We start from the raw sequence: 18647 nt of genomic DNA, 5'->3' as shown, positions 1-18647 counted from the left end.
CCGCCCTCTTCTCATGCCCAGTTTCCTTTGGACATCAGGCCCAGAATTTCTAACTGCCGCCAGTTTATATATTTTTCTGACCAATTGCACCAAAGCTCGGGGTTTTCCTGTACTGTTTGGGCGTAGGCTTTATACTCCACACTCGCAGAATAATGCTGCCCCCGCTCCAATTCTTCCTCTGCCTTGAGGGTAAAGGTATCCAGAAATTTCACATGCAACAATGCACCGCTGGCTTTTTCACCGCCCCATTCATCATACGTTCGGTTCAGTCCGCGCGGCAGTAACATATGCGTCGAACTGACGTAAGCGTACCTACGGTCCCATTTAACCAAAGGGATCTTGTTTAAGGCTGGCGCATTTTCAGGCTGATCGTGAAAAAAGACGCGTGCGCGTGGGCCGCCCTGAATCCACAAATTGCCGTATTCGCGATTCTTTGCGATGGTGTAATTCCCGGGGTCGAACCACGGCGCAATCTTGATCGGATCCTGCCCCGCACGATACCGTACATGATCAATTCGGCCTTTGGGATACATATCCAGCAGCATTGTCCCAAAAGAGCGCACCTGCGACACATCAAGCCAATCTGTCAAAGCGCGGATCGGACGGGTATCACAAAACGGGTAGACAAACAGCTCATCGGGATCGACCACAAGCGTCCAATGCCCATGTCCGTATTTCCGTTGCAGCCAGGTCACCCAATCTACCCCATAGCGTGATTTTCGATAACTGGCTGGCGTCGACCATAGCGAAACATCATCTTGCTCAGCCAGATACTCGCGACTGCCGTCCACGCTGCCGTTATCGACAATCAGAAAATGCGCCACGCCGCGATCGCGGTAATATTTGAGAAAATACGGCAGTCGCACATGCTCATCCCGCAACGTCGAAAACAGCAAGATATCGCCTGCTTGGATCTGCTTTGTACGGTTGGCAATCGGTTTGAGATCAAAGTGCTTTCGCCAGGCACGGATCTGAAGCCGCTTGCGTTGTAATCGCATCCGATATGATTGCCCCGCACTCAAATCCTGACCTCGCTCATGTCTGTACCTGTGTCATAGCCTATGTGCTGACATTTAATACATTTTTTTCGCGCTATCATCTTCGTCAAATCCAATTCCCCTTCGACATCAGGCCCAAGGCCTCTAGTTGACGCCAACTGTGGTATCGTGTCGAAGATGGGCACCAAAGATCTGGGTCCTCCATCAGTGCCTCATAATACGCGTCGTACAGATCGCTATTCGCGAAATGCTCTTGGCGGGTTTTCTCTTCGGCTGACTTTTGCACCACAGTATTAAGAAACTTCGTATGCAATAACGCCCCTGAGGTCATTTCACCGCCCTGTTCATCATAAACATGATTCAAACGCCGCGGCAAAAGTGTATGAGCGGAACTGGCATAAGCGAACCGCCAGTGCCATTTGACCAAAGGCACTTTTCCCATGGTTGGCGCATAACGCGGGCGGTCCTCAAAAAAATACCGCGCCCTCACCCCGCCTTGAATCCATAAATTTTTAAGATCTGGTTTCTTTGTAATCATATAATTCCCTGCATCAAACCAGCACAGGTTTGCAAAGGGGTCATCTCCAGCCTCATAGGGAAAACTCGACAATTTCCCCTTGGGATACATATCCAGCATCAAGGCGCCAAAGGACATTCGCCCATGTGCGTCCAACCAACCCACTAATGCGGGCAAGGGTCGCGTATCATAATGGGGGTAAATCAGTATCTCATCCGCATCCACGGTCAGGCACCAATGTCCGTGCGCGTATTTGACTTGCAGATAGGTCAACCAATCCATCCCAAAGCGTGACAAACGATAGCTATGCGATGTGCTCCAGAGCGACACATCGGGCTGCGCCGCCAGTAAGGCCTGCGTGCCGTCCGTACTAGCGTTGTCCACAATGATAAACTGTCGGACACCCAGCTTGCGGTAATGGTCCAGAAAATAAGGTAGGCGCGTTGCCTCGTTGCGCACAGTTGCAAAAAGCAAAATATCATCCGGCGCAACCTGCGCCATCCGGTTAACGACCTCGATCAGCTGACGGCGTTTACGCAACGCGCGAAACAACAGACGACGGCGTTTCCACCGCAATCGGTATGCCAACGCTACTTGCTCCAGCCACGCCATCGGCCTTGCCTGCCCATCGTTCATTTTGCCAGCATTGGCATTATTTTTCGTAATGTCCAGATTGATGCCAGCGCCAGGCATCTGCAACCATGGTTTTCAGGTCGGATCGGTGTGGCATCCACCCAAGCTCGGCCTTGGCCCTCACTGAGCCGGACACCAGCTTGGTACAATCCCCCGGGCGACGCGCACCTTCGACAACAGGAACATCTTTGTTGCTCACCATGTGCGAGTGTCTGATCACATCACGCACGGAAAACCCATGTCCTGTGCCCAAATTAAATACACGGCTACCGTTACCATCTTCTAACCATTGCAGCCCCAGAATATGCCCATCCACCAAATCCATCACATGCACATAATCGCGAATGCATGTGCCATCAGGTGTTTCATAATCCGTGCCATAAATGGTCAAGGCATCACGACGGCCATCTACCGCATCCAAAATCAACGGTATCAAGTGTGTCTCAGGTTGATGAAATTCTCCGACTTCAGCCTCTGGATCAGCTCCAGCCACGTTGAAATAACGGAAAATAACATGCTGCAAGCCGTGGGCCGCTTGAAAATCACCAAGAATATCCTCGACCGCTTTTTTCGATCCGCCATAGGCGTTGATCGGTTGCTGTATGCAATCCTCATCCAACACTACGTTGTCCTGATCGCCGTATGTTGCACAAGTTGACGAGAAGACAAATTTGAGACAGCCGGCAGCTACCGCGGCCTCAATCAAGGTCAGCGATCCCATGACATTGTTGCGCCAATACAACCCGGGCATCTGCATACTTTCGCCCACTTGGCTCAATGCTGCAAAATGCATCACTGCAACGGGTTGATAGGCTACAAAAACCTCGTCTAGCCGGGCGCGATCCAGAAGGTCGCCTTTTTCAAAAGGGCCAAACTTGACGGCATCTTCCCAGCCGGTGCTTAGGTTGTCATAGGTAACAGGTGTATACCCGGCGGCCTTCAGCGCCTTGCAGGCATGTGATCCGATGTATCCGGCGCCCCCGGTAACCAGAATATTTGGCACACCAAACCTCCCGATGATTTATTGCGCCGCTTTCTGGGAGTAGACCGTATCATTTAGGAAATTCAACAGATCATCTCGCAGCTCATCACGGGCAAGTGCAAAGGCCACAGTGGCTTGCAAAAATCCGGCTTTTGATCCGCAGTCGAAACGCTGGCCAGCGAAACGAAACCCGTAAACCTCTTCGCCTTCTTCCTCGCGGGCATCGGCGATGGCATCAGTCAGTTGGATTTCCCCACCGGCACCAGCTTTCTTCTTGTTCAGCTTCTGCAAAATCGTAGGCGTCAGGATATAACGCCCGATCACAGCCAGATTGGATGGTGCCTCGCCTGGGGCCGGTTTTTCAACCATGCCTTTGGTCGATACGATTTGACCCATGTCCTCTTTGATGTCCAGAACACCATAAGATGACGCCTGCTCATCCGGCACTTCCATCGCGGCAACGATATTGCTTTGCGTTTCCTCAAAGGCTTCGACCATCTGCGCCAAACATGGTTTTTCGGCCGCAATCACGTCGTCCGGCAGAATAACGGCAAAAGGCTCGTTCGCGATCAAACGGCGTGCGCACCAAACAGCATGGCCCAACCCCAGAGGTTTATGCTGGCGCATATAGGCCACCTCACCGCTGTCCATGTTGGTGTTTTTGAGAATATCCAGAAGTTCATTCTTACCCTTGCGGCGCAATTCTTGCTCCAGCTGGGGTGCATTGTCGAAGTAATCCTCCAAGGCGCCTTTGCCCCGTGAGGTCACGAAAATAAATTCTTTAATTCCCGCAGCGCGCGCTTCGTCAATCGCGTATTGCACCAACGGGCGATCGACCAAAGTCATGATTTCTTTTGGAACGGATTTGGTAGCGGGCAAGAACCGGGTTCCCATACCTGCAACCGGGAAAATTGCTTTTGTAACCTTGCGGCGCATAGGGCCTCCTGAATTCTTCTGTCCACCAATCACTACACGATGATTCTGGCATTTGCATGTGCGTACGGTGACAAATCAACGTTACCGTACCGTAAATCATTGATCATTGATATGGTGGTATTCCTCACCTTTTCAGGGGGAAATTCAGCACCGTTCAACACATAAATGCTAGTTCATACCCATTTCTGACATCATTTTCTCGATCCGCGGTACATCTTCGGGGTTGTTCAACTCCCAAAATTGCCGATCGCGCGCCTCAACTTCGACACATAGAACTGACCGTCCCTGCTCCAGGAAGCGAAGCTGCTCCAGCCCCTCAAGGCCCTCCAATGGCCCGGTGGGCCATTCGCAATACATCTTCAAGGCATCCGGGCGATATGCATAAACGCCAACGTGGTGAAAAACTGGTGTTTCGTCAGTGTCAGCGTAGCGATCCGGGGTATAGGGGATGACCTCTTTTGAAAAATAAAGCGCCCGACGTTCCTGCGTAAAGACAGCCGTTGTGCCCCCGACACGCCCCTCAGAACGGTCATGCAAAAACCCATTCAGCGCGGCACCGTCACAACGCAATACAGGTGTGGCCACCTCGGCTTGCAGATCGTCCTGCAGACCCTGCACCAGATCCTCGACAAACCAATGCGGCGTCAGCGGCGCATCTCCCTGAAGGTTCACGATAATGTCATACCCGCCGCCCAGCGCATCCAATGCTGCGGAACAGCGTTCTGTGCCATTAGCACAGCTTTCAGGGGTCATGACCACCTCGGCTCCAAATGCCTCACAGGCTTCTTTGATGCGATCGTCATCCGTGGCCACGACCACCCGGTCACAACCCTTGACCTGCTGTGCTGCCTCCCAGGATCTTTGCACAAGGCTTTTGGCCACCCCCGACGCCCCGGTCAGCGCGACAAGAGGCTTACCAGGGTAGCGAGTCGATGCATAACGCGCCGGAATAACGATCAAAACACTCATCAGGCTTCCTTCAATTCGACAGTTGGTGAATAGGCGATGAAAAATGGGTTGGCATATCCATCCTTACCATATTGCAAAGGCGTATGATCATCGAACCGTACCACGTTGCCCCCCGCACCCTGCAAAACGGCGTGACCTGCGGCGGTGTCCCATTCCATAGTCCGCCCAACGCGCGGGTAGAGATCCGCCTCACCCGTTGCAATCAGGCAAAACTTCAGCGACGAACCTGCGCTTTTCATATCAGCCACGGCATATTTTTCGATGTAATCATCGGTTGCCTGATCACGATGTGATTTACTGGCCACGATCGACAATGCAGCATTATCCGGATTGGACACACGGATCGGCGTTGTGTCGCCGATTACATCTTTGGCAAAGGGTCCGGTTTCCTCAACTGCGCTCCCATCCGCCAATGTGTAAAACATCCGTTCTTTGGCCGGAGCGTATACCACCCCGCGTATCGGAATACCGTTCTTCACATAGGCAATATTCACGGTAAAATCGCCACGCCGGTTGACGAATTCCTTGGTGCCATCCAACGGATCAACGATCAGAAAAGTATCAGCTTTTTCGCGATGAGTATCCGCTTGCTCCTCGGTCACCAACACTACGTCAGGAAACTGTTCAATTAAGCCCGCCGAAATCATTGCATCTGCGGCCTCATCGGCCTCAGTCACCGGGCTATCATCTGATTTTGCTTTGACCTCAAAATCATCCGAATTGTAAATTTCCATGATCTTGTCGCCCGCTTCAAGCGCCAGTCGGCGGATCACTGGAATAAGCTTTTCGTAATCCAATTTAGACTCCTTTTGTATCGACCCATGATGCGGATTGGTTATGGTCTCAACTCGCAACCTTATGATACGTTGGTAACCTAACAGCAAGACTTGCGTGGAAAACTCGCTCAAAAGCGAAGAAGGTACATCATGTTTGGAACAAGACGCCCCAGATCAATGCTGCAATCTGCCGCCGATATTGCAGATCTGATCTTTCTTGAGACGTCACACCAACTGCGCTCTGGGCACCGCAATGCGTTTGTCTCGCTTGGGATTAATATAATGCAGGCCATGATCATGCTGGCCGTGTTTTATGTGATGTTTACCGTTCTGGGCGTTAAGGGGGTCAAAATCAGGGGGGACTTCATGTTGTACCTGATGAGCGGCATCATGATATATATGACCCACGTCAAGACAGTCAGTTCAATCTCTAACTCTGCAAGTGTGACCACGGCGATGTTGAAACACGCGCCGATGAAGCCAATTATCATGATTGCCTCAGCGGCGCTGTCAGCACTGTATATACAAGTGCTGTCGATTTTCCTGATTATGTTTGTGTATCACATGCTGGTCACCCCATTTGACATCAATCAGCCTATTATGGCATTTTTGATGCTGCTGCTCGCCTGGTTTTCAGGCATCGGTGTTGGCCTAATATTGCTTGCCATGAACCCATGGTTCCCGGGCTTTGTGAAGATATTTCAGCAACTCTACATACGTGCCAATATGATTGCCTCTGGTAAGATGTTTGTAGCCAATTCACTGCCATCTTCGATGTTGGCGCTGTTTGACTGGAATCCGCTATTCCACATCATCGATCAGTGTCGCGGCTTTGTTTTCATAAATTACTTTCCACGAAACTCTTCACTAGAATATCCCATCATTGTGGGCGTGATCCTGATTGTGTTGGGAATGATGGGCGAATTTTATACTCGGCAGTACGATTCAAACAGCTGGTATGCCAGCCGATGAGGCTACAACAATCGCCAGTTGCCATGAAACGCGGGGATGAGGCGTTGACAACAAAAAGATCAATCGACGACTCGAAGGGTCAAATTCAACCTGCCGCCTTTGTCCAACAGCTGAGAAGATCCAAACCTGATCCGGTCAACGCCATGATAGGTTAACCTCGCATCGCCGCCCATCACGACAACATCGCCAGACTGCAACCAAATCGATTCGGTTGATCCCCCCTTGGTTGAGTTACCAATGCGAAACAACCCATCATCCCCCAGCGAAACCGAAACAACCGGCCAGCTAAAATCAGCCTCGTCCCTATCTTGATGCAGGCCCATGCGGGCCCCTTCACCATAAAAGTTAATCAAGCAGCATTCTGGCAAACGCTCAGATCCAACCAGTTTCCGCCAAATCTGCATCACAGGCTCCGGGATAGGCGGCCACGCCACACCGTTTGGATGCTGGACAGCATAGCGATACCCCGACCGGTCAGAATACCAGCCATATTTACCCGCCGACGTCATCTTGACACTCATCGGCTTACCATAAGGGGTCATCGGAGAAAATGGTGGGGCCTGCGCGGCGACAGCCTTGATAGATGCTAGAATCTCTGCCTGCATTACTGAATCCAAATACCCTTTGAAAATACGAAATTCACGCAATTCAAGCATCGTTTTTTCCATTCTTCCCAAGAACCCCATCATCGTTGATGTATTTCAGCCAAAATTACCCATTCCAAGCCCGCCGAACGCTTGCAGGAAGGCATTCGCCTGCCTATATACGCCCGGAAGCGCCGAACTGGGCAACCGGTTTAGCAATTTCATTAGGGGCCAGATGCCATAATGGGTCAGGCACCCAGACCATCGCCTAAAGTAGAAGGGATTAAAATATGTCTAAAGTTATCGGGATTGACCTGGGAACCACAAACAGCTGCGTCGCCATCATGGACGGCAGCCAAGCGCGTGTAATCGAAAACTCCGAGGGTGCACGTACAACGCCTTCGATCGTTGGTTTCGCTGAAGACGAGCGCCTTGTTGGTCAGCCTGCCAAACGCCAGGCCGTCACCAACCCAGAAAACACTGTCTTTGGTGTCAAACGTCTGATTGGTCGTCGTGAAGACGATGCAGATCTGGCCAAAGATAAGAAAAACATGCCATTCAACGTCATCGACGGCGGCAATGGCGACGCATGGATCGAAGCGCGCGGCGAAAAATACTCGCCATCACAGATTTCTGCCTTCATCCTAGGTAAAATGAAAGAAACCGCCGAGAGCTATCTTGGCGAAGAAGTGACGCAAGCCGTCATCACCGTTCCTGCCTATTTCAACGACGCCCAGCGTCAGGCCACCAAAGACGCCGGCAAGATCGCTGGCCTCGAAGTGCTGCGCATCATCAACGAGCCGACAGCTGCCGCTCTGGCTTACGGTCTGGACAAAGAAGAAACCCACACCATCGCGGTTTATGACCTTGGTGGCGGTACATTCGACGTGACCATTCTGGAAATCGACGAAGGCCTGTTTGAAGTTAAATCCACCAACGGTGACACGTTCCTTGGCGGTGAAGACTTTGACATGCGCATCGTCAACTATCTGGCCGGCGAATTCAAAAAAGAGCACGCCGTTGATCTGACCAAAGACAAAATGGCCCTACAGCGTCTGAAAGAAGCCGCTGAAAAAGCCAAGATCGAACTGTCCAGCAGCTCCCAAACCGAGATCAACCAGCCGTTCATCTCGATGGGCAAAGACGGCGCACCACTGCACATGGTCATGAAACTGACCCGTGCCAAGCTGGAATCACTGGTTTCTGACCTGATCAAAGCGTCAATCAAACCCTGTCAGGCCGCGTTGAAAGACGCTGGCATGTCCGCCAGCGAAATCGACGAGGTTGTTCTGGTTGGCGGGATGACACGGATGCCACGCGTGATCGAAGAAGTGACCAAATTCTTCGGCAAAGAGCCGCACAAAGGTGTGAACCCTGACGAAGTGGTTGCCATGGGTGCCGCCATTCAGGCTGGCGTTTTGCAAGGCGACGTCAAAGACGTTGTTCTGCTCGACGTAACCCCTCTGTCGCTGGGTATCGAAACGCTGGGTGGTGTTTTCACTCGCCTGATCGACCGCAACACCACGATCCCGACCAACAAATCACAGATCTTCTCGACCGCTGAAGACAATCAGTCGGCCGTGACCATCCGTGTCTTCCAGGGCGAGCGTGAAATGGCGGCGGACAACAAGATCCTCGGTCAGTTCAACATGGAAAGCATCCCGCCCGCACCACGCGGCATGCCACAGATCGAAGTAACCTTTGACATCGACGCCAACGGCATCGTCTCGGTTCAAGCCAAAGACAAAGGCACCGGCAAAGAGCATAAGATCACGATCCAAGCTTCTGGCGGTCTGTCAGATGAAGACATCGATCAAATGGTACGCGACGCCGAAGAAAACGCTGATGCCGATAAAGCCCGCAAGGAGCTGGTCGAGGCACGCAACCAGGCTGAAAGCCTGATCCACTCGACTGAAAAGTCGATGGAAGAGCATGCCGAAAAGGTTGACCCAACCACGATTGAAGCGATCGAGCTGGCAATTGCCGCCCTCAAAGATGATCTTGAGGACGACAACGCCACCGGCGAGAAAATCAAAGCGGGCGTCCAGAACGTGACCGAGGCCGCGATGAAACTTGGCGAAGCGATCTACAAGGCCAGCCAAGAAGAAGCTGAAAACGAGCCAGCAGCCGCTGATGCTGGTCCAAGCGAAGACGACATCGTCGACGCCGACTTCGAAGATCTCGACAACGACAAGCGCGCTTAATGCGCTGACGGAAACTTAGGGGGCGATCTGGTGCGCCAGATCGCCCCCGACGTTCCCGCAAAGGGAGATCCCGATGGCCAAACGCGATTATTACGAAGTTCTCGGCACCTCCAAAGGAGCCTCGGCAGAGGAAATCAAAAAAGCCTACCGCCGCAAAGCCAAAGAACTTCACCCAGACCGTAACAAAGACAATCCCGGTTCCGAAGCCGCCTTTAAAGAGGTCGGCGAGGCTTATGACGTTCTTAAGGACGCAGACAAAAAAGCCGCCTACGACCGCTATGGCCATGCAGCCTTTGAAGGCGGAATGGGCGGCGGCGGCGGGCGTCCCGGTGGCGGACATGGTGACTTTAGCAGCTCTTTCTCGGACGTCTTTGATGACCTTTTTGGTGATTTCATGGGCGGCGGGCGTGGTGGCGGCGGACGTCAGCGCGCAGCGCGCGGCTCGGACTTGCGCTATAACCTGCGTGTAACGCTGGAAGAGGCCTACAACGGTCTACAGAAAACCATCAACGTTCCAACGTCTATTGCGTGCGATTCGTGCAACGGGACAGGTGCCGATGGTGGCCAAGAGCCCACCACCTGCCCCACATGTTCTGGCATGGGCAAGGTGCGCGCGCAGCAAGGCTTTTTCACGGTTGAACGCAGCTGTCCGACCTGCTCAGGCCTGGGGCAAATCATCAAAAACCCCTGCAACAGCTGCCATGGTCAAGGTCGTGTTGAAAAAGACCGCTCGCTCAGCGTCAACATTCCTGCGGGCGTCGAAACCGGCACCCGTATCCGCCTGGCCAACGAAGGCGAAGCCGGCATGCGTGGCGGCCCAGCGGGTGATCTTTATATCTTCATCGAAGTGTCCAAACATACCATCTTTGAACGTGAAGACCTGAACCTGTTTTGCCGAGTGCCGGTGTCCATTGCCACCGCGGCATTGGGGGGTGACATCGAGGTGCCAACCATTGACGGCGGCAAGTCACGGGTGAAAATCCCTGCAGGCTCTCAATCTGGCCGCCAAATGCGTCTGCGCGCCAAAGGCATGCCTGCACTGCGCGGCGCTGCCTCGGGCGATATGTTCATTGAACTGGCCGTTGAAACCCCGGTCAACCTGACCTCGCGCCAGAAAGAAATCCTGCGCGAGTTCGACACACTTTCGGATGACAATAACCCCGAAAGCAGCAGCTTCTTCAAATCGGTCAAATCCTTCTGGGATTCGATGAAAAGCTAGAAATTTAGACACCACCGATGTCCCCATCGGTGGTGTTTAGCTTTCCACCTTATCTTATTGCTCAGAGACATTCAGGCGTGCGCACGGCGGACGTTCTGCGCGATCTGATCCAAGTGCTTGTCCCATGTACCGCAGCATCCTCCCCACATATCGACTGCGGGATAGCGCCGCGCCAGATCGCCCATCATTTCGCCAAGCTCAACCGGATTCCCCTCTTCGATGTGGCCCAACTTGCAGAGCGATATCTTGTCCATCTTGGCCGCATTCGGGCGCAGTGATCTGATCCGCTGGCTCCAATCTCCCGCCTCCAAGGCGGGTTCAAATTCATCGGGATGCGAACAATTGATTCCGTAGGAATCAGGTCGCGCATCGCCTGCCTCGGCATCCGTTGTCTCAATCGCCTCTTTCAGGCTTGGCCCCGACTTCAGCTTATGTGTGCTGTCCAACGTAAATGAAATATTCACCGGCAGACCGACAGAAGCCGCCGCCCGACTAACACCAACGGCTTCAGGGACATTATTGAACGTCGCAGCCCAAACTATATCCACGTCACATTCTTTCAAAGTGTTCATCTGCGTGGCGTGATACTCTTCAGCGCTTTCTGCCGTAATATCGCGATTCAAAGAATAAGCATCCCCGCGCGGACCGATGCACCCAGCAATCACAACCCGAGGAATCTGCCCTCGATAGGACGCAGCAACATCCTGTAAAAACGCGATGCATTTGTGTTGGATCTCACATAGTCCTTCGGCGGAATACCCAAGTTTCTTGCCCCAATCTGGGCTGGCGCGATAATCAAAACCCGCCAACATTGCTCCAAACTCGTGTTTCGCTGCTGTATCAAGATAGCGTCGGTACATGTCCTTCAGATCTTGCGCCGCCGATGGTTTCTCGATCAATTCAAACATGGCAAATTCACGGAGTTCATGACCATGGCGATACATGGCTTCGGTCTCGGTTCCCCCTTCAGTAAGGTAGAAAATTCCATCCTCTCGTGGAAAGTTTACGGCTGATAATGTCATTGTTGCCCCCCAGGCCAAATCTAACTTTCAAAGAATACCATAGAAAGAAGCTCCACCAAAATCGGCCCACGAGCACCTTCCAGTTGATGTTTAACCCTTTCCTAACCAAACCTGAGCCACACTCAGGTCATGGCACAGACACGCGCCTTCTCAGACACACCTCTCTTGCCTCTGTTTGATGCTGACGAGGCGGTGATCACGGAACGCCCTTCTTTGGGGCGGCTTCCCTCTTACATCCGCGATCACCGCCAACGTCTGCGCGAAAGGTTTCTGTCAGGTGGGGCACAGGCGATGCCGGATTACGAATTACTAGAGCTGGTCCTGTTTCGCGCAATTCCCCGCCGCGATGTCAAACCATTAGCGCGCGCGTTACTTGATCGGTTTGTGCAGTTTTCTAACGTCATCTCCGCCCCCATCGATCAGCTGTCTGAGGTTCCCGGCGTCGGCACCGCGGTCATATGCGAGTTAAAGATCGTTGAAGCCGCCGCACATCGCCTATCGCGTGGCAAGATCCTCCGACAGCATGTGCTGTCATCTTGGGATTCTCTATTAGAATACTGTCAGACCACCATGGCGCACCGCGACACCGAGCAGTTTCGAGTGTTCTATCTGGACCGCAAAAACACCTTAATCGGTGATGAGGAACAGGCCCGAGGCACAGTGGATCATGTCCCGGTTTACCCGCGCGAGGTGGTCAAACGCGCGCTACACCTCAATGCCAGTGCGTTGATCTTGGTACACAACCATCCCTCTGGTGATCCAACGCCCTCGGATTCAGACATCGCAATGACGCAACAAATCAAATCCGCATCCGAGGCGCTAGGCATAACCTTACATGATCACATCATCGTTGGAAAATCCTGCGAACTTAGCTTTCGTTCGCAGGGTCTGTTGTGACCGAAAGCCTAGCGCACCCAGACCTCGACTCGGCGATTGACCTGTCGGCCCCAGGCACTGTCATCACAAGCCATTGGCATCGCCTCCCCGAACGCGTGCGTCTCTAACCCAATTCCAGACAGATCAGCGGTTTCTGCCGCAGTCTCCACCGCTTGGCGCACGGTTTCAGCACGGCGCATGGCGATATCACGATTTGCGGCCGCCCCACCCTCTCCGTCGCTGAAGCCCACAAAAACCAGACGCCGAGCATCATACGCCCCGGATTCCATAGCATGGGCAAGTTGCAATACATTTGAGCGCGATTGCGCGTCCAGCCTGCTTGATCCAGCTTCGAATCGGAATGTGGTGGTCAATCGTTGCAGAGGTGTCAGCGCCTGCACCATTCGCTGCAGTTCAGCCAGATCCACATCTTTGCCAGCCTGCGCAATCGCATTGGCGAACCGGTCACCTTGCACATTAACCGCGATTTCTTCTGGGTTTTGATCCACAAAACCTGCCCTGCGGATCACCAACTGCGCCGATGGGTCATTCAGGTAATTCACAAACTCTCGGCCTATTTTCGGCAACCGCAGCGCAGGAAAATACAAAAATAATGGTGCGGTCAGCGGGTAATCTTCGGTTTTCATCGCCGTCCTAGAGGCTTTCAATGCAAAACCACAAGCGCCACTCAGGGCCAACTCGCGACTGTCCCCCGGCTCTGACCGGCTGGTCACGCCCAGCGAAAACGGGCCATTTGTAACGGCCTCGGTCAGTGCCAGATTACTGGTGTGACGGTAAACGTCATCGCGCAAACCTTGCTCAACCGGCACTAGAAGTTGGTCAAAAGTCGCCTGCCCAAGGCCGGAAACCTGATCCCGTACATGCAGATCTATGGGAGCATCAACACCACCCAAATTTCGCCAGTTTGAAATCTGCCCCGCCAGAACTTGCGACAGTTGTAATGGTGTAATTTCCTGCACCGGATTATCTGGGGCCACAACCGGTACCAGCGCATCCAATGCGATCACCCGGCTGCGTCCCTGCGCAGTCAGATCCCCAAGGCCGCGTTCCCGCGCGCGCACGACCTCCTCTGGCCGAACTTCACGCACGGCCATGACGACATCTGCTTCGTTCGCCAAAAGATCGGCGAAGCCTTCGTCAGTATTTGTCAGATGAAAGGTGAATTCTGCCAGCAACGCATCGCTATCGCGAGCCATAAGCGCGTACAGAAACTGCCCATCCTGTAGGTTATCTCTCCTGACCTCAAAGTCGTTGCGAATTGCAAAGGCCTCAATCAGTGCAGGCATCAACACCCGCCCAACCACAGGTGCACCAGAAAAAGTTAAACGCGCTACATAGTTTTCCAGATTAGGACAGCCAGGGCCTGAGCAGATTACGCCAGAGCCGTCGACGGTCAATTCTCCATAAACTGTATCTACACGATAAAATTCACCGTCAAATCCCAAGAGATCACCGGTGATTTCGATCTGACCATCATGCGATGTCAAGTTTACATCCTGGGCAACAGCAACGGGAGCCCCCGCAAAAGAAAAAAGTGCCGCGAAACCCGCCGCACGCCCCCATTTCATCAATTTCATCTCCTGAATGCTACCTCAGCTTTGTCGGCAGTTTTCGACGGATCAACCGTGATTTACAATAGGAAATGCAATTTAGCTTTTCGCGAAACCCACCCGAGGCGGAACCTCATACGACTCTCTAAGCGACACTCAGGATTAATCGGTCTGAATTGCCAAAACCGGTGCAGGTACTTCACTGGGCAATTTTGAGATCGGCAGGTCGGGTGAAAGCTCTGGCGCGTATGCCACATGCATCAAACTACCCGGCGTCGCCAAGGAAGCCGCTTTCATCTGAATTGCAGAGGTTTGTACAATGTTATTAAGGACGACTGATTTATCAGAAACATTCGGAACGCCCCCGGTATGATCAGTGGCACTTCCATTTAAAAACGATTGTACGTTAACCGACGGCACAGAAGTATGTTGCAGAGTATTCTGCATCACATGCCCCATCATGAACGCGCAAAGAAGAGTTGCTCCAACTTTTACATTGCGCTGTATGTTCCCGTCGCCAGTACCAATCATCCCAATACCCTTTACCCCCCACAAGCTAAAGGAAACTGATTCACAATAATGGCAACCATATGGCGGCAATGTGACTGAGATTGGATCCAATCCCAGTCATCTAGATATTCTTATGCCAAACGTCCGTGACAATGTTTGAATTTTTTACCGGAACCGCAAGGGCATGAATCATTTCTACTTGGGTTCCCCCAAGTCGACGAATCATTCTCATCAAATCCATCAACGGCATCAGCGCTGGCTTCCTGCTCCTCGTTCGAGGTAGCCGCTGCCATTGCCTGCTGTTGTTGGATCAGCTGTTGCATCATCGCCTGCTGTTCTTCTTCAGAAATTGGCCGCACTTGCGACAGTTTCTGTGTCACCTCATGGCGAAGGCTATCCAACATGGTTTCAAACAATTGAAAGGATTCGTTCTTGTATTCGTTCAATGGATCACGTTGTGCATAGCCACGGAAACCCACAACGCTACGCAGGTGCTCAAGCGTCAGCAAATGCTCGCGCCATTTCGCGTCAATCGTTTGCAGTAGCATCTGCTTTTCAATCATCCGCATGTTTTCCGGACCGAATTGCGAGGCCTTCTGTGCCATCATCTCGTCGGCTGCATTCTCTAGGCGCTCGATGATGTCTTCGTCATCTACACCTTCTTCTGCGGCCCAGCTCACAACGGGCGCATCAATGTTTAATTGCTCTCCGATGGCCGCATGCAAACCTTCGGTATCCCACTGATCTGCATATGTTTTTGGTGGCATATAGGTATCAACAAGATCGCTGATCACCTCATGGCGCATTTCCTGCGCGACGGATGAAAGGTTATCAGCACGCATGATATCAAGACGTTGCTTAAAGATCACCTTACGCTGCTCATTCATCACATCATCGAATTTCAGCAACTGCTTACGGATGTCAAAGTTACGTCCTTCGACCTTGGCCTGCGCACGCTCCAGCGACTTGTTCACCCAAGGGTGAATGATCGCCTCGCCCTCTTTCATACCCAGCGTCGAAAGAACTTTTTCAAGCCGCTCAGAGCCAAAGATCCGCATCAAGTCGTCATCAAGGCTCAGGAAGAACGCCGATCGTCCCGCATCCCCCTGACGGCCAGACCGGCCGCGCAGCTGGTTATCGATCCGGCGCGATTCATGCCGCTCTGTTGCCAAAACGAACAGGCCACCCGCCGCCATAACAGCTTCTTCTGCCGCTTGATGCTCCGCTTCGATACGCTCACGAATAGATTGATGATCACCATCTGGGTCTGCTTCGATCGCTTCCATGATCTTAAACTCGACGTTGCCACCCAGTTTGATGTCGGTCCCACGACCGGCCATGTTGGTGGCAATCGTGACCGCGTTTAATTTACCAGCATCCGCAACAATCTGCGCTTCCTGCTCGTGCTGGCGCGCATTCAAAACATTGTGCGTGATCTCTGCTTGCGTCAGCATCTGGCTAAGCTGCTCAGATTTTTCGATCGAGGTTGTCCCGACCAGAATCGGTTGGCCTTTCTCGTGGCCCATGCGGATCTCTTCCAGAATAGCCTGATATTTCTCGGCCTGTGTCCGATAAATCGCGTCATCCTTGTCGATCCGGGCGATCGGCTTATTGGTCGGCACTTCGACCACACCAAGCCCGTAAATCTCACCGAACTCCTCGGCCTCAGTGGCTGCGGTTCCGGTCATCCCGCTCAGCTTGTCGTACAGACGGAAATAGTTCTGGAATGTCACCTGCGCGAGCGTCACATTTTCAGGCTGAATATCACAACCTTCTTTGGCCTCAATCGCCTGATGTAACCCGTCTGACAAACGTCGCCCCGCCATCATCCGGCCGGTAAATTCATCAATCAGAACCACATCACCATCGCGCACGATATATTCTTTGTCACGGGCAAACAGCTTGTGTGCCCGCAGCCCCTGATTGACGTGATGCACAATCGTGGTGCTTTCAGGATCATAAAGCGACTGCTCGCCTTCCAGCAGGCCATGCTGTTGCAACAGTTCCTCAAGAAACTCATTACCCTCATCGGTAAAGGTCACGTTGCGCGACTTTTCATCGATTTTGTAATGCTCTTCAGCCAGTTCAGGGATCAGCTTATCAATTGCTGTGTAAAGCTCGCTACGGTCCTGTGCCGGTCCTGAGATGATCAGCGGTGTTCGCGCCTCGTCGATCAAGATCGAGTCGACCTCATCAACCACAGCAAAGTGATGATCGCGCTGGTTCATTTCTTCCAACGACGATTTCATGTTGTCGCGCAAATAGTCAAAACCCAGCTCATTGTTGGTGGCATAGGTCACGTCTGAGGCATAAGCCTCTTTCTTCTCAGCATCAGGTTGCTGTGGATAAACAACGCCAGTGGTCATACCCAAGGCGGTGTAAACCTTACTCATCCATTCGGCATCTCGGCGGGCCAGATAGTCGTTCACCGTCACGATATGCACACCGCGACCCGTCAGCGCGTTCAGATAAGATGGGAAGGTCGCCACAAGCGTTTTACCTTCGCCGGTTTTCATTTCCGAGATATTACCTTGATGCAGGAAAATGCCGCCCATCAGCTGTACATCAAACGCACGCAGACCCAACGCCCGGCGCGCGCCTTCTCGACAGTTGGCAAAGGCCTCCGGTAGAAGCTGATCCAGAGCTTCCCCACCCTCAAAACGGCGTTTAAATTCTGCGGTCTTTTCGATCAGCCCCTCGTCTGACAGGGCCTCAAATTCTGGCTCCAGTGCGTTAATCTTTTGCACCAGCGGGCGCGTCGCCTTGACCATCCGGTCATTTGGGGTGCCGAAAATCTTTTTGGCGACAGTTCCTAAACCCAGCATATTCTATCCGTTCCGGTCTATTGTCTTTTTTGTTCCGGACACCTGCTTGCCTCATCAGCATTGCGCCCATAAGTAACAGGGCGAAAGCCAGCAGTCCCGCTTGATCATAAAGCGATGTAAGGGGCCTCTGGTAGAGTGTCAACGCCGCGCATCCGCGCCCTATCTAAGACGTATCCATAAAGGAACATTTCCATGTTATTTTCTCGCCCTCTTCGACCAGTTTATTCTCTGTTGACTGTCGGGTTTCTAACCCTTCCAGCCATCGCACAAGAGACCCCCGACCCTGATCAGGTTCTGGCCGAAATCAATGGCGAAAAAATCACGCTGGGTCATGTCATTGCAATGCGGACCACCCTGCCTGCGCAATATGATCAGGTTGCTGATCAAATCTTGTTTGACGGTCTCCTCAATCAGTTGGTGCAACAAACCCTGTTAATGCAAGCCGGTGAAGGCGAGCCATCAAAGTTAACGCAGTTGTCGATAGAAAACGAACGCCGCGCACTGATCGCCAATGCCAACAGCCGGGGTGTTTTGATACAAGATATCGATGATGGTGCAATCGAAACGCTTTATAACGAACGCTATACCTCCGCCCCGCAGGAGACAGAGTATAACGCGGCACATATCCTTGTTGAAACCGAAGATGAAGCAAAAGCGATTATCGCAACGCTTGACGATGGTGCCGATTTTACCGAGCAAGCCAAGGAAAAATCAATCGGCCCCTCAAGCACCAGCGGCGGTGAACTGGGTTGGTTCGGTGCTGGCACCATGGTCGCCCCATTCTTTGAGGGTGTGAAAACCCTGCAAGCCGGTGAACATACCGCGGATCCGGTGCAGACAGAATTTGGCTGGCACGTGATTTTGCTCAAAGAAACCCGTGACGTTGAACGCCCAAAACTTGAAGAAGTGCGCGGCGCGCTCGAAGAAGAGTTGCGCACCACTGCATTTGAAGATTATCTGGCCGAGCTTGAAAGCAAGGCGGATATCATTCGCACGGACGTGAACGGGTTTGATCCAAAAGTGATCAACGACATCGACATTTTGGAGAACTAA

The 18647-nt window shown here is 52.6% G+C and carries 16 protein-coding genes; 5 read left to right on the top strand and 11 right to left on the bottom strand.

Annotated elements, in window-relative coordinates:
* Positions 1-11: 11 nt before the first annotated feature.
* From D9A02_RS02910 to cysQ, 6 genes are all read right to left on the bottom strand, one after another.
* The gene (locus D9A02_RS02910; RefSeq protein ID WP_120499471.1) at positions 12-998 is read right to left on the bottom strand and encodes a glycosyltransferase family 2 protein; all 987 of its coding nucleotides are present in this window, start codon (positions 996-998) and stop codon (positions 12-14) included.
* Between the two features lie 106 nt (positions 999-1104).
* Positions 1105-2127 (bottom strand): glycosyltransferase family 2 protein, encoded by a 1023-nt coding sequence (locus D9A02_RS02905; RefSeq protein ID WP_120499882.1) that lies wholly within the window; start codon positions 2125-2127, stop codon positions 1105-1107.
* 40 nt (positions 2128-2167) lie between these two features.
* Positions 2168-3151, bottom strand: a complete 984-nt coding sequence (gene galE / locus D9A02_RS02900; protein WP_120499470.1) for a UDP-glucose 4-epimerase GalE — start codon at positions 3149-3151, stop codon at positions 2168-2170.
* Positions 3152-3169: 18 nt separating this feature from the next.
* Positions 3170-4066: a UTP--glucose-1-phosphate uridylyltransferase GalU gene (gene galU, locus D9A02_RS02895; protein WP_120499469.1), complete on the bottom strand. Its 897-nt coding sequence runs from the start codon at positions 4064-4066 to the stop codon at positions 3170-3172.
* 168 nt (positions 4067-4234) lie between these two features.
* Positions 4235-5035 carry a manno-octulosonate cytidylyltransferase gene (locus D9A02_RS02890; RefSeq protein WP_120499468.1) on the bottom strand — a complete coding sequence of 267 codons (801 nt, stop codon included), beginning with the start codon at positions 5033-5035 and terminating at the stop codon, positions 4235-4237.
* The gene (cysQ, locus tag D9A02_RS02885) at positions 5035-5832 is read right to left on the bottom strand and encodes a 3'(2'),5'-bisphosphate nucleotidase CysQ (protein ID WP_120499467.1); all 798 of its coding nucleotides are present in this window, start codon (positions 5830-5832) and stop codon (positions 5035-5037) included. Before cysQ ends, D9A02_RS02890 begins: the two co-directional genes overlap by 1 nt.
* 129 nt (positions 5833-5961) lie before the next feature.
* On the opposite strand from cysQ, the gene D9A02_RS02880 reads away from it, so the two are divergent.
* Positions 5962-6783: an ABC transporter permease gene (locus D9A02_RS02880; protein WP_120499466.1), complete on the top strand. Its 822-nt coding sequence runs from the start codon at positions 5962-5964 to the stop codon at positions 6781-6783.
* A gap of 59 nt (positions 6784-6842) precedes the next feature.
* Here the strand turns inward: D9A02_RS02880 and D9A02_RS02875 are convergent, their stop codons facing one another.
* A complete protein-coding gene (locus D9A02_RS02875; RefSeq protein ID WP_254054529.1) occupies positions 6843-7439 on the bottom strand; it encodes an alpha-ketoglutarate-dependent dioxygenase AlkB in 597 nt (198 codons plus the stop codon).
* A gap of 218 nt (positions 7440-7657) precedes the next feature.
* On the opposite strand from D9A02_RS02875, the gene dnaK reads away from it, so the two are divergent.
* Both dnaK and dnaJ read left to right on the top strand, forming a co-directional pair.
* The gene (dnaK, locus tag D9A02_RS02870) at positions 7658-9571 is read left to right on the top strand and encodes a molecular chaperone DnaK (protein WP_120499464.1); all 1914 of its coding nucleotides are present in this window, start codon (positions 7658-7660) and stop codon (positions 9569-9571) included.
* A 73-nt stretch (positions 9572-9644) separates the two neighbouring features.
* Positions 9645-10790: a molecular chaperone DnaJ gene (gene dnaJ, locus D9A02_RS02865; protein WP_120499463.1), complete on the top strand. Its 1146-nt coding sequence runs from the start codon at positions 9645-9647 to the stop codon at positions 10788-10790.
* A gap of 71 nt (positions 10791-10861) precedes the next feature.
* On the opposite strand, the gene D9A02_RS02860 is transcribed toward dnaJ, so the two are convergent.
* Positions 10862-11812 (bottom strand): homocysteine S-methyltransferase family protein, encoded by a 951-nt coding sequence (locus tag D9A02_RS02860; RefSeq protein WP_120499462.1) that lies wholly within the window; start codon positions 11810-11812, stop codon positions 10862-10864.
* Between the two features lie 129 nt (positions 11813-11941).
* On the opposite strand from D9A02_RS02860, the gene radC reads away from it, so the two are divergent.
* A complete protein-coding gene (gene radC / locus D9A02_RS02855) occupies positions 11942-12709 on the top strand; it encodes a DNA repair protein RadC (protein WP_120499461.1) in 768 nt (255 codons plus the stop codon).
* A gap of 8 nt (positions 12710-12717) precedes the next feature.
* On the opposite strand, the gene D9A02_RS02850 is transcribed toward radC, so the two are convergent.
* The 3 genes from D9A02_RS02850 to secA form a co-directional block, all read right to left on the bottom strand.
* Positions 12718-14277, bottom strand: coding sequence for a substrate-binding domain-containing protein (locus D9A02_RS02850; RefSeq protein ID WP_174232022.1), 1560 nt, complete (start codon positions 14275-14277; stop codon positions 12718-12720).
* 144 nt (positions 14278-14421) lie between these two features.
* Positions 14422-14790, bottom strand: a complete 369-nt coding sequence (locus tag D9A02_RS02845; protein WP_120499460.1) for a hypothetical protein — start codon at positions 14788-14790, stop codon at positions 14422-14424.
* Between the two features lie 110 nt (positions 14791-14900).
* The gene (gene secA / locus D9A02_RS02840) at positions 14901-17594 is read right to left on the bottom strand and encodes a preprotein translocase subunit SecA (protein ID WP_120499459.1); all 2694 of its coding nucleotides are present in this window, start codon (positions 17592-17594) and stop codon (positions 14901-14903) included.
* A 192-nt stretch (positions 17595-17786) separates the two neighbouring features.
* On the opposite strand from secA, the gene D9A02_RS02835 reads away from it, so the two are divergent.
* The gene (locus D9A02_RS02835) at positions 17787-18647 is read left to right on the top strand and encodes a peptidylprolyl isomerase (protein WP_120499458.1); all 861 of its coding nucleotides are present in this window, start codon (positions 17787-17789) and stop codon (positions 18645-18647) included.

This window comes from Roseovarius sp. EL26, from assembly GCF_900327775.1.
Taxonomy (GTDB): domain Bacteria; phylum Pseudomonadota; class Alphaproteobacteria; order Rhodobacterales; family Rhodobacteraceae; genus Roseovarius.
The sequence above is the reverse complement of the archived record's forward strand: the minus strand, read 5'-3'. Positions and strand labels throughout refer to the sequence as shown.

Excerpts from the sequence above, each read along its gene's own strand:
- dnaJ (WP_120499463.1), top strand. The coding sequence starts at position 9,645 with ATGGCCAAACGCGATTATTACGAAGTTCTCGGCACCTCCAAAGGAGCC.
- D9A02_RS02910 (WP_120499471.1), bottom strand. The coding sequence starts at position 998 with ATGCGATTACAACGCAAGCGGCTTCAGATCCGTGCCTGGCGAAAGCAC.
- galU (WP_120499469.1), bottom strand. The coding sequence starts at position 4,066 with ATGCGCCGCAAGGTTACAAAAGCAATTTTCCCGGTTGCAGGTATGGGA.
- D9A02_RS02835 (WP_120499458.1), top strand. The coding sequence starts at position 17,787 with ATGTTATTTTCTCGCCCTCTTCGACCAGTTTATTCTCTGTTGACTGTC.
- D9A02_RS02890 (WP_120499468.1), bottom strand. The coding sequence starts at position 5,035 with ATGAGTGTTTTGATCGTTATTCCGGCGCGTTATGCATCGACTCGCTAC.
- D9A02_RS02905 (WP_120499882.1), bottom strand. The coding sequence starts at position 2,127 with ATGGCGTGGCTGGAGCAAGTAGCGTTGGCATACCGATTGCGGTGGAAA.
- radC (WP_120499461.1), top strand. The coding sequence starts at position 11,942 with ATGGCACAGACACGCGCCTTCTCAGACACACCTCTCTTGCCTCTGTTT.
- D9A02_RS02860 (WP_120499462.1), bottom strand. The coding sequence starts at position 11,812 with ATGACATTATCAGCCGTAAACTTTCCACGAGAGGATGGAATTTTCTAC.
- secA (WP_120499459.1), bottom strand. The coding sequence starts at position 17,594 with ATGCTGGGTTTAGGAACTGTCGCCAAAAAGATTTTCGGCACCCCAAAT.
- D9A02_RS02845 (WP_120499460.1), bottom strand. The coding sequence starts at position 14,790 with ATGATTGGTACTGGCGACGGGAACATACAGCGCAATGTAAAAGTTGGA.
- D9A02_RS02850 (WP_174232022.1), bottom strand. The coding sequence starts at position 14,277 with ATGAAATGGGGGCGTGCGGCGGGTTTCGCGGCACTTTTTTCTTTTGCG.
- D9A02_RS02880 (WP_120499466.1), top strand. The coding sequence starts at position 5,962 with ATGTTTGGAACAAGACGCCCCAGATCAATGCTGCAATCTGCCGCCGAT.
- D9A02_RS02875 (WP_254054529.1), bottom strand. The coding sequence starts at position 7,439 with ATGCTTGAATTGCGTGAATTTCGTATTTTCAAAGGGTATTTGGATTCA.
- dnaK (WP_120499464.1), top strand. The coding sequence starts at position 7,658 with ATGTCTAAAGTTATCGGGATTGACCTGGGAACCACAAACAGCTGCGTC.